Genomic DNA, 14,509 nt, shown 5'->3' on the forward strand with positions numbered 1-14,509 from the left:
GAACGTGATTGCATTTCTCGGACAGGGACGCATGGGCGTCCCCATGGCCCGGCGGCTCAGCGAGGCCGGGCATCAGGTGACGACATGGCGGCGCGGGACCGGTGTCCCGGTCGCCGAGGCGGTCGACGGGGCGGATCTGGTTCTCACGATGCTGCGGGACCCGGCCGCTGTGCGTGAGGTACTGACGGGCGCCCTGCCGGGGCTGCGGCCCGGCGCGACGGTGGTGGAGATGTCCACGATCGGGCCGGAGGCGGTGCGGGAGCTGCGCGCGCTGCTGCCCGCCTCCGTGAAGCTGGTGGACGCGCCCGTCCTGGGCAGCGTCGGTCCCGCGGCCGACGGCACGCTGACCGTGTTGGCGGGCGGGGATCTTGCGGGGGTGCGTGACGTGCTGTCGGTGTTCGGCACGGTGCGCGAGTGCGGGCCGGTGGGGGCGGGCGCGGCGATGAAGCTCGCCGTCATGAGCGCCCTGGTGCCGGCCCAGGTGCTGCTGGCGGAGACGTACGCGTACGGGGAGGCGCACGGGGTGGACCGCGACGCCCTGGCCGAGGTGCTGTCGGGCACCCCGCTGGGCGTCCTGGCCGAACGCCTGCGCACGCCCGCCCCCGAGACCCGCTACGCGCTCGGCCTGGCGGCCAAGGACCTGACGCTGGCGGCCTGGCCGGGTGCCACCCTGGCCACCGCGGCCCGCGCGCGCCTGCAGGAGGCCGAGGCGGCCGGGCTCGGCGACCACGACGTGACGGCCATCGCCGCCCACGTCGGCGGGCGGGCCGCGCACCGGGCCGTGCCGATCAACCCCGCGACCGTGCCGGCCACGAACGGCTTCTACTCCCATGCCGTACGAGTGGGCGACATGCTGTACGTCTCCGGGCAGGCGGCCTTCGACTCGAACGGGCGGCTCGTCGGGGAGGGGGACATGGCGGCTCAGGCCGAGCACGTGTTCCAGTGTCTGGGGCGGATTCTCGCCGATCAGGGGGCGGGGTTCGAGGACGTGGCGTTCCTCCGGACGTACCTGACGAACATGGACGATCGGGTGGCGTACGGGCAGGTGCGCCGCAAGTACTTCCCGGGGACGCCGCCCGCGAGCACCACCGTGGAGGTGTCGAAGCTGTTCATGCCGGGGCTGCTGCTGGAGATGGACGCGATCGTCGCGCTGCCGTAGCGCGGGCGGGGCCCGCGCCACGACGGCACCGGACGGCTGGCGGCCTAAATATGGCGAAAAATGCCGAAAAATTACGCCAGGCGGCCCGTGACGGACTCGGCGGCGGCGACCACGCCGCCGTCGGCGACCAGGCGGACGGCGTACTCGATCTCCGGCGCCAGGAAGCGGTCGGGGCCGGGCCCCGGGACGGTCTCGCGCAGCGCCTTGACCACCGCGCCGGTGGCGGGCGCCGGCTCCAGCGGGGCGCGCAGGTCGAGGGCGCGGGCGGCGGTGAGCACCTCGACGGCCAGCACCCGGGTGAGGCCGTCGACCGACTTGCGCAGCTTGCGGGCCGCCGACCAGCCCATGGAGACGTGGTCCTCCTGCATGGCGGAGCTGGGGATCGAGTCCACGCTGGCGGGCGCGGCGAGCCGCTTGAGCTCGGAGACGATGGCCGCCTGGGTGTACTGGGCGATCATGTGGCCGGAGTCCACGCCGGGGTCGTCGGCCAGGAACGCCGGCAGGCCGTGGTTGCGCGCCACGTCCAGGAAGCGGTCGGTGCGGCGTTCGGACATCGAGGCCAGGTCGGCGGCGACGATGGCCAGGAAGTCCAGTACGTAGGCGACGGGGGCGCCGTGGAAGTTGCCGTTGGACTCGACGCGGCCGTCGGAGAGCACGGCGGGGTTGTCCACGGCGCTGGCCAGCTCCCAGGTGGCGACGTTCGCGGCGTGGGCGATCGTGTCGCGGGCGGCGCCGGCCACCTGGGGGGCGCAGCGCAGGGAGTAGGCGTCCTGGACGCGGGTGCAGGCGGTCGGGTCGCGGTGGCTCGCCATGATGCCCGATTGATCCAGAATTTTCGTCATATTGGCGGCGGAGAGCGCCTGGCCGGGCTGCGGCCGGAGCGCCTGCAGTTCGGGGGCGAAGACGCGGTCGGTGCCCAGCAGCCCCTCGACGCTCATCGCGGCGCTCACGTCGGCGGTCCTGACGAGCATGGTCAGGTCGTCGATGGCCAGGATGAGCATGCCGAGCATGCCGTCCGTGCCGTTGATGAGCGCGAGGCCCTCCTTGGCGGCCAGCTCGACGGGCTCGATGCCCGCCTGCTTGAGCGCCTCTTCCGCTGCGGTGATATTTCCGGACTCATCCCGTACGACGCCCTCGCCCATCAGCGTGAGCGCCACGTGCGCCAGCGGCGCCAGATCGCCCGAGCAGCCGAGGCTGCCATACTCGTGCACGACCGGCGTGATGCCCGCGCTGATGAGCGCGGCCAGCGTCTTCGCGGTGGTCGGCCGGATGCCGGTGTGCCCGGTGGCCAGCGTGTGCAGGCGCAGCAGCATGAGCGCGCGCACCACCTCGGTCTCGACCTCGGGACCGTTGCCCGCGGCGTGGCTGCGGACCAGCGAGCGCTGGAGCTGGGCGCGCAGAGCCGGGTCGATGTGCCGCGTGGCCAGGGCCCCGAACCCGGTCGAGATCCCATAGGCGGGCACCGGGCTCTCGGCCAGCTCGTCGACCAGCTGCCGGGCCGCGGAGATGGCGGCGATGGCGTCGTCCGTGAGCCGTACGGCGGCGCCGTGACGGGCCACCCGGATGACGTCGTCGAAGGTGAGGGGCTCTGGACCGACGTTCACGACTCCGTTGTCGCGCATGATGTGACTCTCCCGCTTAGGTAACCGGCGTATGTGATGTTAGCTCCTTACCGGAGAACGAGGTGGCCCGCCCTTCCCTGGCCTCATCACTGGAGAACAAGGCATCACTGGAGAACAGGGCATCACCGGAGAACAGGGCGGCCAGCCCTTCTCTGCCCTCATCCGTCAACACCACCGCCCGGGGAACGGGGCTCTGCCGGTACCAGCCGCGCTCGAGCAGCGCCCCGGTCACCGCCGCGCCGAGAGCCCCGCCGAGGTGGGCCCGGCGCTCGGTCCAGTCCAGGCATTCCGGGGCGAACCGCCGCCTGGCCTTCCGTACCCCCGCGACGTCCACCCCGAGCCCCGCCAGCAGCCGCTCCCCCTTGTCCGTGACCTCCTGGTTCACCAGGAAACCGCCCTGGACCAGCTGGTCGAACAGCGCCACACCGGCCCGCCCGGCCAGGTGGTCGTAGCACGTACGCGCCTCCTCCAGTTGCCTGGCCTGGCGCGACTGGCGCAGGGACCGGATGGGCGGCCGGGTGCTCACCCTGGCGAGCACCTCCAGCACCTCGGCGACCTCGTGACCGGCCAGGCGGTAGTAGCGGTGGCGGCCCTGCCGTACGACGTCGACGAGCCGCCCGTCGAGCAGGCGGGACAGGTGCGCGCTCGCCGTGGCGGCGCTCACGCCGGAGAGCCTGGCCAGCTCCCCGGCGGCCAGCGCGCGACCGCCCAGCAGCGCGGTGAGGATGGCCGCCCTGGTGGGATCGGCTATGAGCGCCGCGACGGGCGCGATGTCGGAGTCGTGGGCGATGTATTCGGCGGCCATACTTGACGCTACCCCACGGACATTTCGCCGCCCGCCGAAGCATGGCCTCTTCGCCGCGCCCGGCGCCCGGTTAGGCTGCGGGTGAGCCTAACCAGGGAGTTCCGTTGGCAGTCCCGTCGACCCCGTCGACAGCAGGAACCGGCGTCTCGACAGGAGAAGCCGACGCCTCGGCCGCCTCGGCCGCAGGAGCCGGCGTCGCGCTCGTCACCGGAGCGTCCCGCGGCCTGGGCGCCGTGATCGCCCGCAGGTTAGGCGCCGACGGCCACACCGTGGCCGTCAATTATCACTCCGAACACGAGAACGCCCACCGGGTGGCCGCCGACATCCGCGCCGCCGGTGGATCCGCCGAGGCGTTCGCGGGGGACGTCACCGACGAGGCCGCGACGGCCGAACTGGTCGCCCAGGTCACCGACCGGCTGGGCCCCGTGGAGGTGCTGGTCCTCAACGCGACCGGTCCCCAGCCGAAGGTCGCGTTCGAGGATCTCACCTGGCAGACGCACCTGGACCAGCTCCACTTCTTCGTGAAGAGCCCCACGCTCCTCATCCAGGCGGCCCTGCCGGGCATGAAGGCACGGGGCCGGGGCCGCGTGATCCAGATCGGCTCGGACATCGTGGACCGCGCCCTACCCGGCATGTCCGCCTACATCGCCGCAAAGGCCGCCCAGCACGAGCTCACCCGGGCATGGGCACGCGAGCTGGGACCGTACGGCGTCACGGTGAACCTCGTCGCACCCGGCTTCATCCCCGTCGAACGGCACGCCGAGATCGGCGCTGAGGACCTGGCGGCGTACCGGGCGCATGTCCCACTCGGCCGGATGGGCACGCCTGACGACGTGGCGGGCGCGGTGTCCTTCCTGGCCTCGGAGGCGGCGGCGTTCGTTACGGGAGAACGCATCACCGTCAACGGCGGCCACACCATCGGCTGACCCGAAACCCGAGACTCGGAGACAGCGGCGCCCGGAAACAGCGGTGTCCTGAGACGGCGGCGCCCAGAAACAGTGATGCCCGGAGACGGCGGCGCCCGATGACAGCGGCGAGCCCCACGGCTCGGCTCCCATGCGCCGGGCCGTCGCGACCTCGCGACGGCCCGACCACGCGACCACGCTTAGACGCCGCCCCAACCATTCCACGGCCACGATCGACCCCATGACAGACAACGCCACCAACCCCGCACTCCTCGTCGCCGAAGCCGTCGACCGGTGCCTCACCATCGCCGAGACCTGGCTCGCCTGGGACGGCATCCCCATCGTGACCGACGGGGCCAACCTGTGGACCCCGGCGAAAGCCGTACGCCGCATCCAGGACCACCTCATCGACCACCTCGCCGAAGTCGAGGCGCTCCTGGCCGGCGCCACCCCGCAGGACGACCACTGGCACGGCCGGATGGTGACACTGGAGGCCGACTGGGCCCGCTTCACGGAGCTGGACCTGGCGGAGGCCCGCTCCCGCTGGACCCGCCTGGGCCAGTCCTACGTGAACCGCTACACCACCGCCCCGGACGCCTGGGATCTGCCGCGCTCCCCCAACTGGACCCTGCGCGGGATCGCCGAGCACGTGTCCGAGATCACCTGGTACGCCGAACAGGTGGGAACCCTCCGGTTTGGGGACTCGGCCAGGATTCGCTAGAGTTCTCTCGTCGCCGCACACCAGCGGAGACAACGCGGAAGTGGCTCAGTGGTAGAGCATCACCTTGCCAAGGTGAGGGTCGCGGGTTCGAATCCCGTCTTCCGCTCGGAGCTTCCGGCTCGGTGGAGTGGCCGAGAGGCGAGGCAACGGCCTGCAAAGCCGTCTACACGGGTTCAAATCCCGTCTCCACCTCCCAGGACGATTAGCTCAGCGGGAGAGCACTTCCCTGACACGGAAGGGGTCACTGGTTCAATCCCAGTATCGTCCACCACATTTCAATGCAAGACCTGGTCAAACAGGAGTTATAGCCCCAGCTCACGGCACCTGACGGGAGTCTGGGGCTTCTTGTTGTTCCCGGCCGCGATCGTCAACCCGTGGGCCATGATGTGGCGCACCCCGCAGGCCGAATGGCTGGAGCTTCGAGCTCGGACGGTGAAACGAAGCCTGCTGCCAAACTTGGCCAGCTGTCCGCCTTCCTCAGCAGAACCAACCCGGCTGGCCGTGCCTATCCCTGGCGACGCCGTCTCCGGATGACGTCCATGCCGCCAAGGCCAGGCAACCGGCCCCGCCACAGACTGTGCCGCAGTTGACGTACCGGCTCACGAGGGTGACCTACACCGCTACAACGGCTGTTCCAACCAATGCCGCATGGGCGCGAGACCTGAGGCTCCGAAGAAGGCCAACGCGCGCTTGTTGAAGTCCCACACGTCGGTGAGAAGGCTTGAACAGCCCGCTTCCTTGCCGGCCACGCGAACTGACTCGACCAAGGCGGAACCCACTCCAGTACGAGCTATGGCAGGGTCGACGGCGATGTGTTCCACGAAGACAAAGCTCCGGGGCTGCATGAGCGCGTCACCTGGGCGCTTGTGCATGGTCGCCATGACATAGCCGACAGGACCTTCCGAAGAGTCTGCGATGAACGCAAGAGCGTTCTCGCGCGCCAGGAAGGAGCTGAAGAGGGACACTAACTCTTCCGCCGAGGTGAGGCCCGATGTCGTCGTGAAGGGAAGGAGTCGTCTCGGGCCGATTTGCTACACCCTTGCGCCGCTCCCTTTCGCTCAGGACCGGACCGTAATGCCTGAGGGGTCGATAGCGAAGAACCCATCATGCGCGCCGCAGTTTCCGGGTGGCGGCCCGGCCTGAGAGTAGGCGGGATGCGTTTGGGGAAGCGGAGTCCCGCCCCCGCTGAAGGTGCGCCCGTCGAATATCTTTCCCACGCCGGGGATCGCGACTCCGCGTCTCCCGTCCCGGGCCCGGAGCGGTGATGTGCCTTTCGGCCACAGGGGAATGAGCACCTTGGATCCGTGGGTGCGCACCAGGGCAAGGCACGATTCCTTCTCGATCCATGTGAGCCGGGCGGTCAGGAACATCAGATCGCTCCACCCTTGATCGTGCACGAGAATGGCGGGATCGGTACCAACCGTCCAGTGGCAGACGACTGTTGAGCAGGACGTCGGGGCGGGTGCACGGGTGGCGGCAGTTTGAGCGCTGGGGCGCGCAGACGTGCAGCCTTGCAGGCCGAATATCCCGATCAGCATGACGACGACGGCTACTCGCCTCATGAGGAGCGCACCTCCGTGAAGGCGGAACCAGGATCGAGGCTGGGCCGCCGTGGGCACTTCAGTACGTGCGTGCCATCGGCGACCCAGCGAAAGCCTAGCGAGTCCAGACGTAGTATTTCGCTCCGTTGTAAAATCGGTTTACCGGCGTGAAGGCGCAGAATGAACCTTCCACCGGCGTCGCAGCGCCCTTAAGGACGCCATATGCCTCTGCGTCGCGATAGAAGGGCCCACCGCTGTCCCCGAACCAGCATGTCGTGTCCGTGGCACGAATGGTGGTCACGACCTGGCCGCCGACATCGCCGATGGTGTGGTTGAGTTTGGTAACGGTACCGCAGTCCCGTCCGGTTGCCTGCCCATACTTGCAAACAGCGTCGCCTATGGCCGGGCCGGCGGATCGGGCGTCAGCGTAGCGTTTGGCGCCGTCGTCCCAGTAGAACGTCCGGGTCGCGGTCATCGCGCCGTGGTCGTACATGCCGATGTCACCGCCGGAACCGATGTACACCCACTTCGCGACTACGACACTGCTGCCGCCATCAGCCACGTCGTTGTGGTAGACCGCTTCTCCCTCCTCCACACAGTGCCCTGCCGTACCGTGCCGCTTGGTGGCTCCGCTCTCGGAAATCAGATTGAAGTTCGAGGTGCAGAACCCGTCGGCATATCCCAGTCTTCCTCCGCCCCGGATGTAGTTGTCATAATCGGCGCCCAACGGCCCTTCGCCGATGGACACCTTGACCTGGATGTTCGGATCAGCCACCGCTGGAACAGCGGCCTCACGCAGCTTGTCGGCCGTCAGCGTGGCTCTCGCACGTGAGGATGGCACCACCAGGGCTTCCACGGCGCCGAGCCGAGGGTCGTACCAAGTTGCGATGTCTGCCACGTCGGGATTGCCGCGTAGCGCCTTGTGCAACTGCTTCTGCGCGACAGGCAGATCGGCTTCGGTGTAGCCAAGGTTGCCACGCAGCTCGACCTGTACGGGAAGCGTCTTGGCAAGCGCGATGGCTCGGGGCGGGATCGCGCCCTTGAAGCCGATCCAGACGCTACCGTCGTCTTCGTTCGCGAACCCTGACAGCTCTTTGGGGAAATTCGCCGACAGTTTGTGGGCCATGGGTGAGGTGTACCTCTGATAGCCGTACCGTTCGATCGCATCCTCCAGCGAGGTCTGCTTGGCCTCAGCCATTCCCTGCAGGTCGATGAGCTGTACAGCCGACAAATCGTCGATCATGACGTCAGGGGTTGAGACAGGACCATCGGGCCAGTTGGCGGTCGCGGCGGGATCTGTTCTGGCGATGTTCGCGACGTAATCCGCGATGACATCCTTCAGCGGGATGCCCTTCGACGCGGCCGTCGCCTTGAGGCGATTTAGCTTAGGGCGCTGTACCTTCGGTTGTTTCTGGGCGGTCAGCGTGACGATCGTCGGATCGGCGGCGTTGGCTGTGGGGGTCGAGGCAGTCGCAGGCGCTGCCATGATCCCGCCCGGCAAGCCCAAGATGGGCAAGGCGAGCAGAGCAAGCATTTTCCCGCGTTTGGTGTGACCGATGGGTAAGTGCACTCGTTTCCTCCGATGGCCGTAAGGATCACTGCTTACGGTTGCAGTCAAGCCTCGCAATGCCGTACGGCAAAGGCGCGGAGGCAATCTGTGTCAGCCTCGTTATCTGGTAACGCTGCCGTCTCCCTCCACAGCAATTCACCGCTCGAAAATAAGGCCATAAACATTTCGGGTCATCCCGAGCAGCGGGGTAGGTGAGGCGGCCGCCGAAGGTCTCCTGGGCTGCGCTCGGGTTTGCGCCAGTAGCCGCGCGCCACATTGGGGCCGTGCAGCCAGATCTCGCCGATCCGGTCATCGGGTAGTTCCGCGCAGGTCTCGGGGCCGACGATGACGACGTACTGGCCGGCGGGGCTGCCGCACGAGATCATCCCGACGGCGCGGCGGACCGGCGCAGCCGGGCGGCCGTCGAGGACGCTCGCGCGTGTGTCTCGGCCCAGGTCAACGTGGTTTTGCGGCCATCACGGTGGCTGCCGTAGTCGACGAAGGTGTACGCCGGCGTGTCGGGCCGCTCCACGGCCCACCTGAGAACCAGATCGGTCAGTGGTTCCCCGTCTAATGCCTCGGTTGAGCGATCACCCAGAGCCATTCCACCCCCCCCGCCAATGGGCCGGCGCGACCGTGTCGGCTAATTGCATTTACCTAGTCGCCGATTAATAGCGCCATTCGAGAGGATAGGCTCACCTCGGCTCGCTCAATGGACATACTTTCCATCTCTGTCTATATATGGTATTAAATTGGACATTTCTTATGCCGGGAGCAGCGGGCAATTTCTATCTCGGTCTTTTTTATCTGCTTTCCGGATATAAGAGATTGGCTTTCCGGGCTGAATCGCGGGATCTGACACGTGGGAGACAGGTCCGATCTTGGCCCTGGTCAAACGGACCTGTACGGGTTACCATCCGGGAACACATCCGATGTATGTGGCCCTCAGGAGCTGTCATGCCGACCGCCACACCGATACGTCTGTGCGCCGCCCTCCTCCTGTGCCTCTTCCTCCTGCCCGCCCTGCCCGCCTCTGCCGCCTCGGCCACAAGCTGGACGATCTCCGCCTTACCCGGCGGTCCGGCGGCGGAGCTCTCGCTCGACCCCCAGGCGGGCACCCTCACCTTCGCCGCGACGCGCCGCGGCGTCCGGGTCCTGGAGCCGAGCCCGGTCGGCATCGTCACCGAACGGGCCGACCTGTCCCAGGGATTGCGCTTCCTGCATCGCCGCGACCGTCTGGTGACCGAGCACTACACCACCACGGTGGGCAAGCGGCTCAAGCGGTCGGCGCTCATGCGCGAGGCGACGTTCACCTTCGCGAACGCCACCGGCGCCCGGCTCGACCTGGTCGTCAGGGTCGCGCGGGACGGTGTCGCCTACAGGTACCGGCTGCCGGCCGACTACGGTCCCGTCCTGCGCGAGACGTCCGCGTACACGCTGCCCCAGAACGCCACCGCCTGGCTGGCCCAGCACCGGCGCGACTACGAGAACCCGTTCGTCCAGTACACGGCCCTGACCGCGCCCACGGCCGACTACATGGTGCCCGCGCTGTTCGAGAGCGGCGGCGACTACCTCCTGATCACCGAGTCCGGCCTCGACGGTGGCTACTCCGGGCCGCGACTGGCGCACGAGGAGGGCACCGGCACCTACAGCCTGCGGCTATGGGATGAAAAAGTGCAGGCCGGCGAGACCCCATGGCGGGTGCTGATCGCCGGGGATCTGGCCACGGTCACCGAGTCCACGCTGGTGGACGACCTCGCGCCCGATTCCCGGGTCCGCGACACCTCCTGGATCGCGCCGGGCCAGGTGCTGTGGACGTGGCTCGCGGGCGGCAGGGAGGCGGGGCAGAGCCTGGAGAAGCAGCAGGCGTTCGTCGACTACGCCTCGGCGCGCGGCTGGCCGTACGTGGCGGTGGACGCCGGGTGGTATTTCCTCAAGGACCAATGGGACGTCACCGATCCGAACTGGCCGACCACCAGCTGGATGCCGAAGCTCGTGGAGTACGGGCGGGCCAAGGGCGTGGGGATCATCGTCTGGATCCACTTCCGCGACCTGGACACGCCGGAGGAACGCGCCCTGTGGCTGCCCACCCTGAGCCGCTGGGGCGTGCGCGGCGTCAAGATCGACTTCATGGACTCCGAGTCGCAGGAGCGGCTGCGCTGGTACGACGAGATCCTCCCGGCGACCGCGGCGAACCGGCTCCTGGTCAACTTCCACGGCTCGACCATCCCCAAGGGCATCCACCGCACCTGGCCGCACGTGATGACCATGGAGGGCGTGCACGGCGGCGAGAAGCGCACGCTCACCACCGCCCACATCACCACCCTGCCCTTCACCAGGAACGTCGTCGGCTCGATGGACTACACGCCCATGGCCTTCCACCGGGCGGGCCGGCCCACCTCCGACGCGCACGAACTGGGCCTGGCGGTGACGTACGAGTCCGGCCTGCAGGATCTGGCGGGCACCGTCGAGTCCTACCAGGCCAGGCCGGAGGCCGAACGCTTCCTCGAGCAGGTGCCCACCGCCTGGGACGAGACGCGATTGCTGTCCGGCCGCCCGGCCGACCACGTGGTGCTGGCCCGCCGCAGCGGCGACCGCTGGTTCGTGGGGGCCGGGATCTCGGGCGCGGCGCGCACGCTCGACGTGCCGCTGAGCATGCTGCGCGGCCGATGGCTGGTCGAGGTCGTCCGTGACGGCCCGACCGGCCTGGTACGCGAGAGCCACGTGGTCGACGGGCCCCGTGGCCGGCTGTCGGTGCCGGTGCCGGACGAGGGCGGATACGCCGCCATCGCCTGCCGCTGGCATCCCCGGATCACGACCTGCGACCGCTAGACCTCCGATCAGCGCTCCACCCACACCTCCGATGTATAGGTTGCATTTTGATGAGAAGACGGTTTCTGGCAGGGCCGATTGTCCTGGTTCTCGGCGCGGCGCTGACCGTGGTCCCGGCCGTACAGGCGCAGGCTCGTGAGCCCGCCGCAATGCCGTACACGCTGTGGTACGACGAGCCCGCCCCCGACACGAACGAGGGCTGGGAGACGCGGTCGCTGCCGATCGGCAACGGGGCCATGGGCGCGACCGTGTTCGGCGGAGTGGGAGCGGAGCGGCTGCAGTTCAACGACAAGACCCTGTGGACCGGCGGCCCCGGCGTGGCCGACTACAACTTCGGCAATTGGGACGCCCCGCGGCCCGGCGCGCTGGAGGGCATCAGGGAGCGGATCTGGAAGGAGGGCGGTATCCCGCCCGAGGACGTCCTGGCCGCGCTCGGGCTGAAGTCGGACACGCCGCGCCAGCGCCGGTTCGGCGCGTACCAGAGCTTCGGCGATCTGCGTCTGGCCTTCCCCGGCCTGCCCGAGCAGACCGGCGACTACCGCAGGCGGCTCGACCTCGCGCGCGGGGTGGCGGGCGTGTCGTTCACGGCCGGCGACGTCCGCCACAGCCGTGAGTACTTCGCGTCCGCGCCCGCGGGCGTGATCGTGGCCCGGCTCGCCACCGACCGGCCCGGCGGCGTGACCTTCACCGCCGGCATCGCCGTGCCGGCCAACCGCACGGTGAACGCCACGGCCGAGCGCGGCAGGCTGACCGTCAAGGGGGCGCTGACGAGCAACGGGATGGCGTACGAGGCCCAGCTGCGGGTGCTCAACCAGGGCGGGAGCCGGACCGACAACCCCGACGGCACCATCACCGTGACCGGCGCGGACTCGGTGGTCCTCATCCTCGGCACCGGCACCGACTACGCCGCCGACTACCCCACCTACAAGGGCGAGGACCCGCACGCCAAGCTCACGGCGCGGGTCGACGCCGCCGCGCGCCAGGGGTACGCCAGGCTGCTGGCCGCGCACCGGGCCGACCACGCCGCGCTGTTCGACCGGGTACGGCTGGATCTGGGGGGAAGCCTGCCCGCCATCCCCACCGACGAGCTGCTCGCCCAGTACGGCAACGGCGCGTCCCCGGCCGCCGACCGGGCGCTGGAGCAGCTCTTCTACCAGTACGGGCGCTACCTGCTCATCGCCTCCTCCCGCCCCGGTTCGCTGCCCGCCAACCTCCAGGGCGTGTGGAACCTCCAGGAGGCCCCGCCGTGGCAGTCGGACTACCACCTCAACATCAACCTGCAGATGAACTACTGGCCCGCCGAGATGACCAACCTGGCCGAGCTGGCCCGGCCGCTGCACGACTACGTGAACGGGCTGCGCGAACCAGGCCGGGTCACCGCCAAGCAGATGTACGGGGCGCGCGGCTGGGTCGCCCACCACGCCTCGAACATCTTCGGCCAGACCGGCGCCTGGGACCACCCCGCCTACTTCTTCCCCGAATCGGGGGCCTGGCTGTCCGAGCAGCTCTACGACCACTACCGCTTCACGCTGGACGAGCGCTTCCTGAAGCGGACCGCGTACCCGATCATGAAGGAGACCGCCCAGTTCTGGCTCGACTTCCTGCGGACCGACCCCAGAGACGGCAAGCTCGTCGCCGTCCCCAGCCGCTCCCCCGAGCTCGGCCCGGCCACCGCGGGGGCGTCGATGTCGCAGGAGATCCTCTTCCAGCTGTTCACCGACCTGCGTGAAGCCGCGGGGCTGGTGGGCGACCGGCAGCAGGCGGCCGCGGCCGCCGACGTGCTGGCCAAGCTGGACCCCGGCCTGCGGGTCGGCCGGTGGGGGCAGCTCCAGGAGTGGAAGGAGGACATCGACGACCCGGCGGAGACCCACCGGCACGTCTCCCACCTGTTCGCGGTGCATCCGGGGCGGCAGATCTCCCCGCGTACGACGCCGGAGCTCGCGGCGGCGGCCAAGGTCTCACTCAACGCCCGTACCGACGTGGGCACCGGCTGGAGCAAGGCGTGGAAGATCAACTTCTGGGCCCGGCTGCTCGACGGCGACCGCGCGCACAAGCTGCTGCGCGACCAGCTCCAGACCAGCACACTGGCCAACCTGTGGGACACCCACCCGCCGTTCCAGATCGACGGGAACTTCGGCGCGACCTCCGGCATGACGGAGATGCTGCTGCAGAGCCACCTGGGAGCGATCGACCTGCTCCCTGCGCTGCCCGCCGCGTGGGCGGCCGGCCGGGTGACGGGCCTGCGCGCCCGCGGCGCCCACACGGTGGGGCTGACCTGGGCGTCCGGGCGGCTGTCGGAGGCCCGTCTGACCTCCGACCAGGGCGGCGAGGTCAAGCTCCGTAACGACGCGTTCCGGGGCGGGGTGCGGGTCACGGCGGGGCACGGTCGTCCGGTCGCGTACAGGGTGGACGGAGACACGGTGACGTTCCGGGCGCGGGCCGGTGATGACTACCGAATCGGCGTCATCGGCCGATAACGGGCTCCAGGGGCGGGGGCCCGGCCTTGCGGCCGACGCCGACCATCACCCACGCCTTCTCCGGTCTCTCGGACTGGAAAGGGCTGTCGGGCCGCCACTCCCGGACGTACACCAGCCCGGGTTCGACCAGTTCGAGCCCGTCGAAGAAGGGCAGCACCGTCTCGCGCGTACGGGCGCCGCCTTCGGCGTGGCCCAGCATCCTCCGGTAGAGGGCGACGATCGGCTCCGCCACCTCCGGGCGGGAGTCGAAGACGACGTGCGTGATGACGATGTGGCTGCCGGCCGGCAACGCGTCACGCAGTTCGGCCACGTGCCGGAAGGGCTCGTGGCCGTCCGGGATGTACTGCAGGACGCCTAACAGCAGCACCGCCACCGGCTGGTCGAGGTCGATGACCGCCCGCAGGTCGGGGTCGGCCAGCAGCTCGGCGGGATGCAGGATGTCGCCCTTGACGACGCCGGTCCCGGCGCCCCGGGCCAGGATCGCGCGGGCGTGCGCGAGCACCACCGGGTCGTTGTCCACGTAGGCCACGCGGGCGTCGGGGGCGAGGGATCGGGCCAGTTCGTGGGTGTTGGCCTCGCTGGGGAGCCCCGAGCCCAGGGTGATGAACTGGGTGATGCCCTGCTCCACGAGAAACGGGATCACCCGTCCCTGGAACGCCTGGTGCTCCTGCGCCATGACCCGGACCTCCGGCGCGGTGGCCAGCACGGCCTCGGCCGCCTCCCGGTCAACGGCGAAGTTGTCCTTGCCCCCGATGAAGTAATCGTGCATCCGGGCGAGGTTCGGTGTGCTGGAGTCGATTCCTGCGATCCACCGGGCCTCGTCACTCATGCGGCGTCTCCTCCACTGTCGAATAGCTCTTTGATTATGCCCAACGACAGCAAGCTACGCCCAACCCGT

The 14,509-nt window shown here is 69.2% G+C and carries 12 protein-coding genes and 3 tRNA genes; 8 read left to right on the forward strand and 7 right to left on the reverse strand.

Going from position 1 to position 14,509, the window contains the following annotated elements:
• Window positions 1–4: 4 nt before the first annotated feature.
• Complete coding sequence (locus AB0B64_RS45125; RefSeq protein WP_357955689.1) at window positions 5–1,159, forward strand: Rid family hydrolase; 1,155 nt, start codon at window positions 5–7, stop codon at window positions 1,157–1,159.
• Between the two features lie 71 nt (window positions 1,160–1,230).
• On the opposite strand, the gene hutH is transcribed toward AB0B64_RS45125, so the two are convergent.
• Both hutH and AB0B64_RS45135 read right to left on the reverse strand, forming a co-directional pair.
• Window positions 1,231–2,781 (reverse strand): histidine ammonia-lyase, encoded by a 1,551-nt coding sequence (gene hutH, locus AB0B64_RS45130; RefSeq protein WP_357955691.1) that lies wholly within the window; start codon window positions 2,779–2,781, stop codon window positions 1,231–1,233.
• A 16-nt stretch (window positions 2,782–2,797) separates the two neighbouring features.
• Window positions 2,798–3,586 (reverse strand): helix-turn-helix transcriptional regulator, encoded by a 789-nt coding sequence (locus tag AB0B64_RS45135; RefSeq protein ID WP_358187417.1) that lies wholly within the window; start codon window positions 3,584–3,586, stop codon window positions 2,798–2,800.
• Window positions 3,587–3,690: 104 nt separating this feature from the next.
• On the opposite strand from AB0B64_RS45135, the gene AB0B64_RS45140 reads away from it, so the two are divergent.
• From AB0B64_RS45140 to AB0B64_RS45160, 5 genes are all read left to right on the forward strand, one after another.
• Window positions 3,691–4,512, forward strand: a complete 822-nt coding sequence (locus AB0B64_RS45140) for an SDR family oxidoreductase (RefSeq protein WP_358187421.1) — start codon at window positions 3,691–3,693, stop codon at window positions 4,510–4,512.
• A gap of 220 nt (window positions 4,513–4,732) precedes the next feature.
• Complete coding sequence (locus tag AB0B64_RS45145) at window positions 4,733–5,212, forward strand: hypothetical protein (protein WP_357955697.1); 480 nt, start codon at window positions 4,733–4,735, stop codon at window positions 5,210–5,212.
• A 34-nt stretch (window positions 5,213–5,246) separates the two neighbouring features.
• A tRNA-Gly gene (locus AB0B64_RS45150) sits at window positions 5,247–5,318 on the forward strand.
• A 15-nt stretch (window positions 5,319–5,333) separates the two neighbouring features.
• A tRNA-Cys gene (locus AB0B64_RS45155) sits at window positions 5,334–5,404 on the forward strand.
• A 4-nt stretch (window positions 5,405–5,408) separates the two neighbouring features.
• Window positions 5,409–5,483, forward strand: a tRNA-Val gene (locus tag AB0B64_RS45160).
• Between the two features lie 349 nt (window positions 5,484–5,832).
• Here the strand turns inward: AB0B64_RS45160 and AB0B64_RS45165 are convergent.
• The 4 genes from AB0B64_RS45165 to AB0B64_RS45180 form a co-directional block, all read right to left on the reverse strand.
• Complete coding sequence (locus AB0B64_RS45165) at window positions 5,833–6,177, reverse strand: GNAT family N-acetyltransferase (protein WP_357955699.1); 345 nt, start codon at window positions 6,175–6,177, stop codon at window positions 5,833–5,835.
• Window positions 6,178–6,868: 691 nt separating this feature from the next.
• Window positions 6,869–8,323: a S1 family peptidase gene (locus tag AB0B64_RS45170; RefSeq protein WP_358187427.1), complete on the reverse strand. Its 1,455-nt coding sequence runs from the start codon at window positions 8,321–8,323 to the stop codon at window positions 6,869–6,871.
• A gap of 170 nt (window positions 8,324–8,493) precedes the next feature.
• Entirely contained in the window at window positions 8,494–8,688 is a 195-nt protein-coding gene (locus AB0B64_RS45175; RefSeq protein WP_357955704.1) for an AMP-binding protein, read from the reverse strand.
• Window positions 8,685–8,834, reverse strand: coding sequence for a hypothetical protein (locus AB0B64_RS45180; protein ID WP_358187433.1), 150 nt, complete (start codon window positions 8,832–8,834; stop codon window positions 8,685–8,687). The genes AB0B64_RS45175 and AB0B64_RS45180 overlap by 4 nt, the downstream gene beginning before the upstream one ends.
• 425 nt (window positions 8,835–9,259) lie before the next feature.
• On the opposite strand from AB0B64_RS45180, the gene AB0B64_RS45185 reads away from it, so the two are divergent.
• Together AB0B64_RS45185 and AB0B64_RS45190 are read left to right on the forward strand one after the other, a co-directional pair.
• A complete protein-coding gene (locus tag AB0B64_RS45185; protein ID WP_358187438.1) occupies window positions 9,260–11,134 on the forward strand; it encodes a glycoside hydrolase family 97 catalytic domain-containing protein in 1,875 nt (624 codons plus the stop codon).
• Between the two features lie 50 nt (window positions 11,135–11,184).
• Window positions 11,185–13,611, forward strand: a complete 2,427-nt coding sequence (locus AB0B64_RS45190) for a glycoside hydrolase family 95 protein (protein WP_358187443.1) — start codon at window positions 11,185–11,187, stop codon at window positions 13,609–13,611.
• Here the strand turns inward: AB0B64_RS45190 and AB0B64_RS45195 are convergent.
• Window positions 13,598–14,440 (reverse strand): SAM-dependent methyltransferase, encoded by an 843-nt coding sequence (locus AB0B64_RS45195; RefSeq protein WP_357955713.1) that lies wholly within the window; start codon window positions 14,438–14,440, stop codon window positions 13,598–13,600. The genes AB0B64_RS45190 and AB0B64_RS45195 overlap by 14 nt on opposite strands.
• Window positions 14,441–14,509: the final 69 nt, after the last annotated feature.

The sequence above is a fragment of the Nonomuraea sp. NPDC049129 genome (assembly GCF_040648495.1).
In the GTDB taxonomy this organism is placed as follows: Bacteria; Actinomycetota; Actinomycetes; order Streptosporangiales; family Streptosporangiaceae; genus Nonomuraea.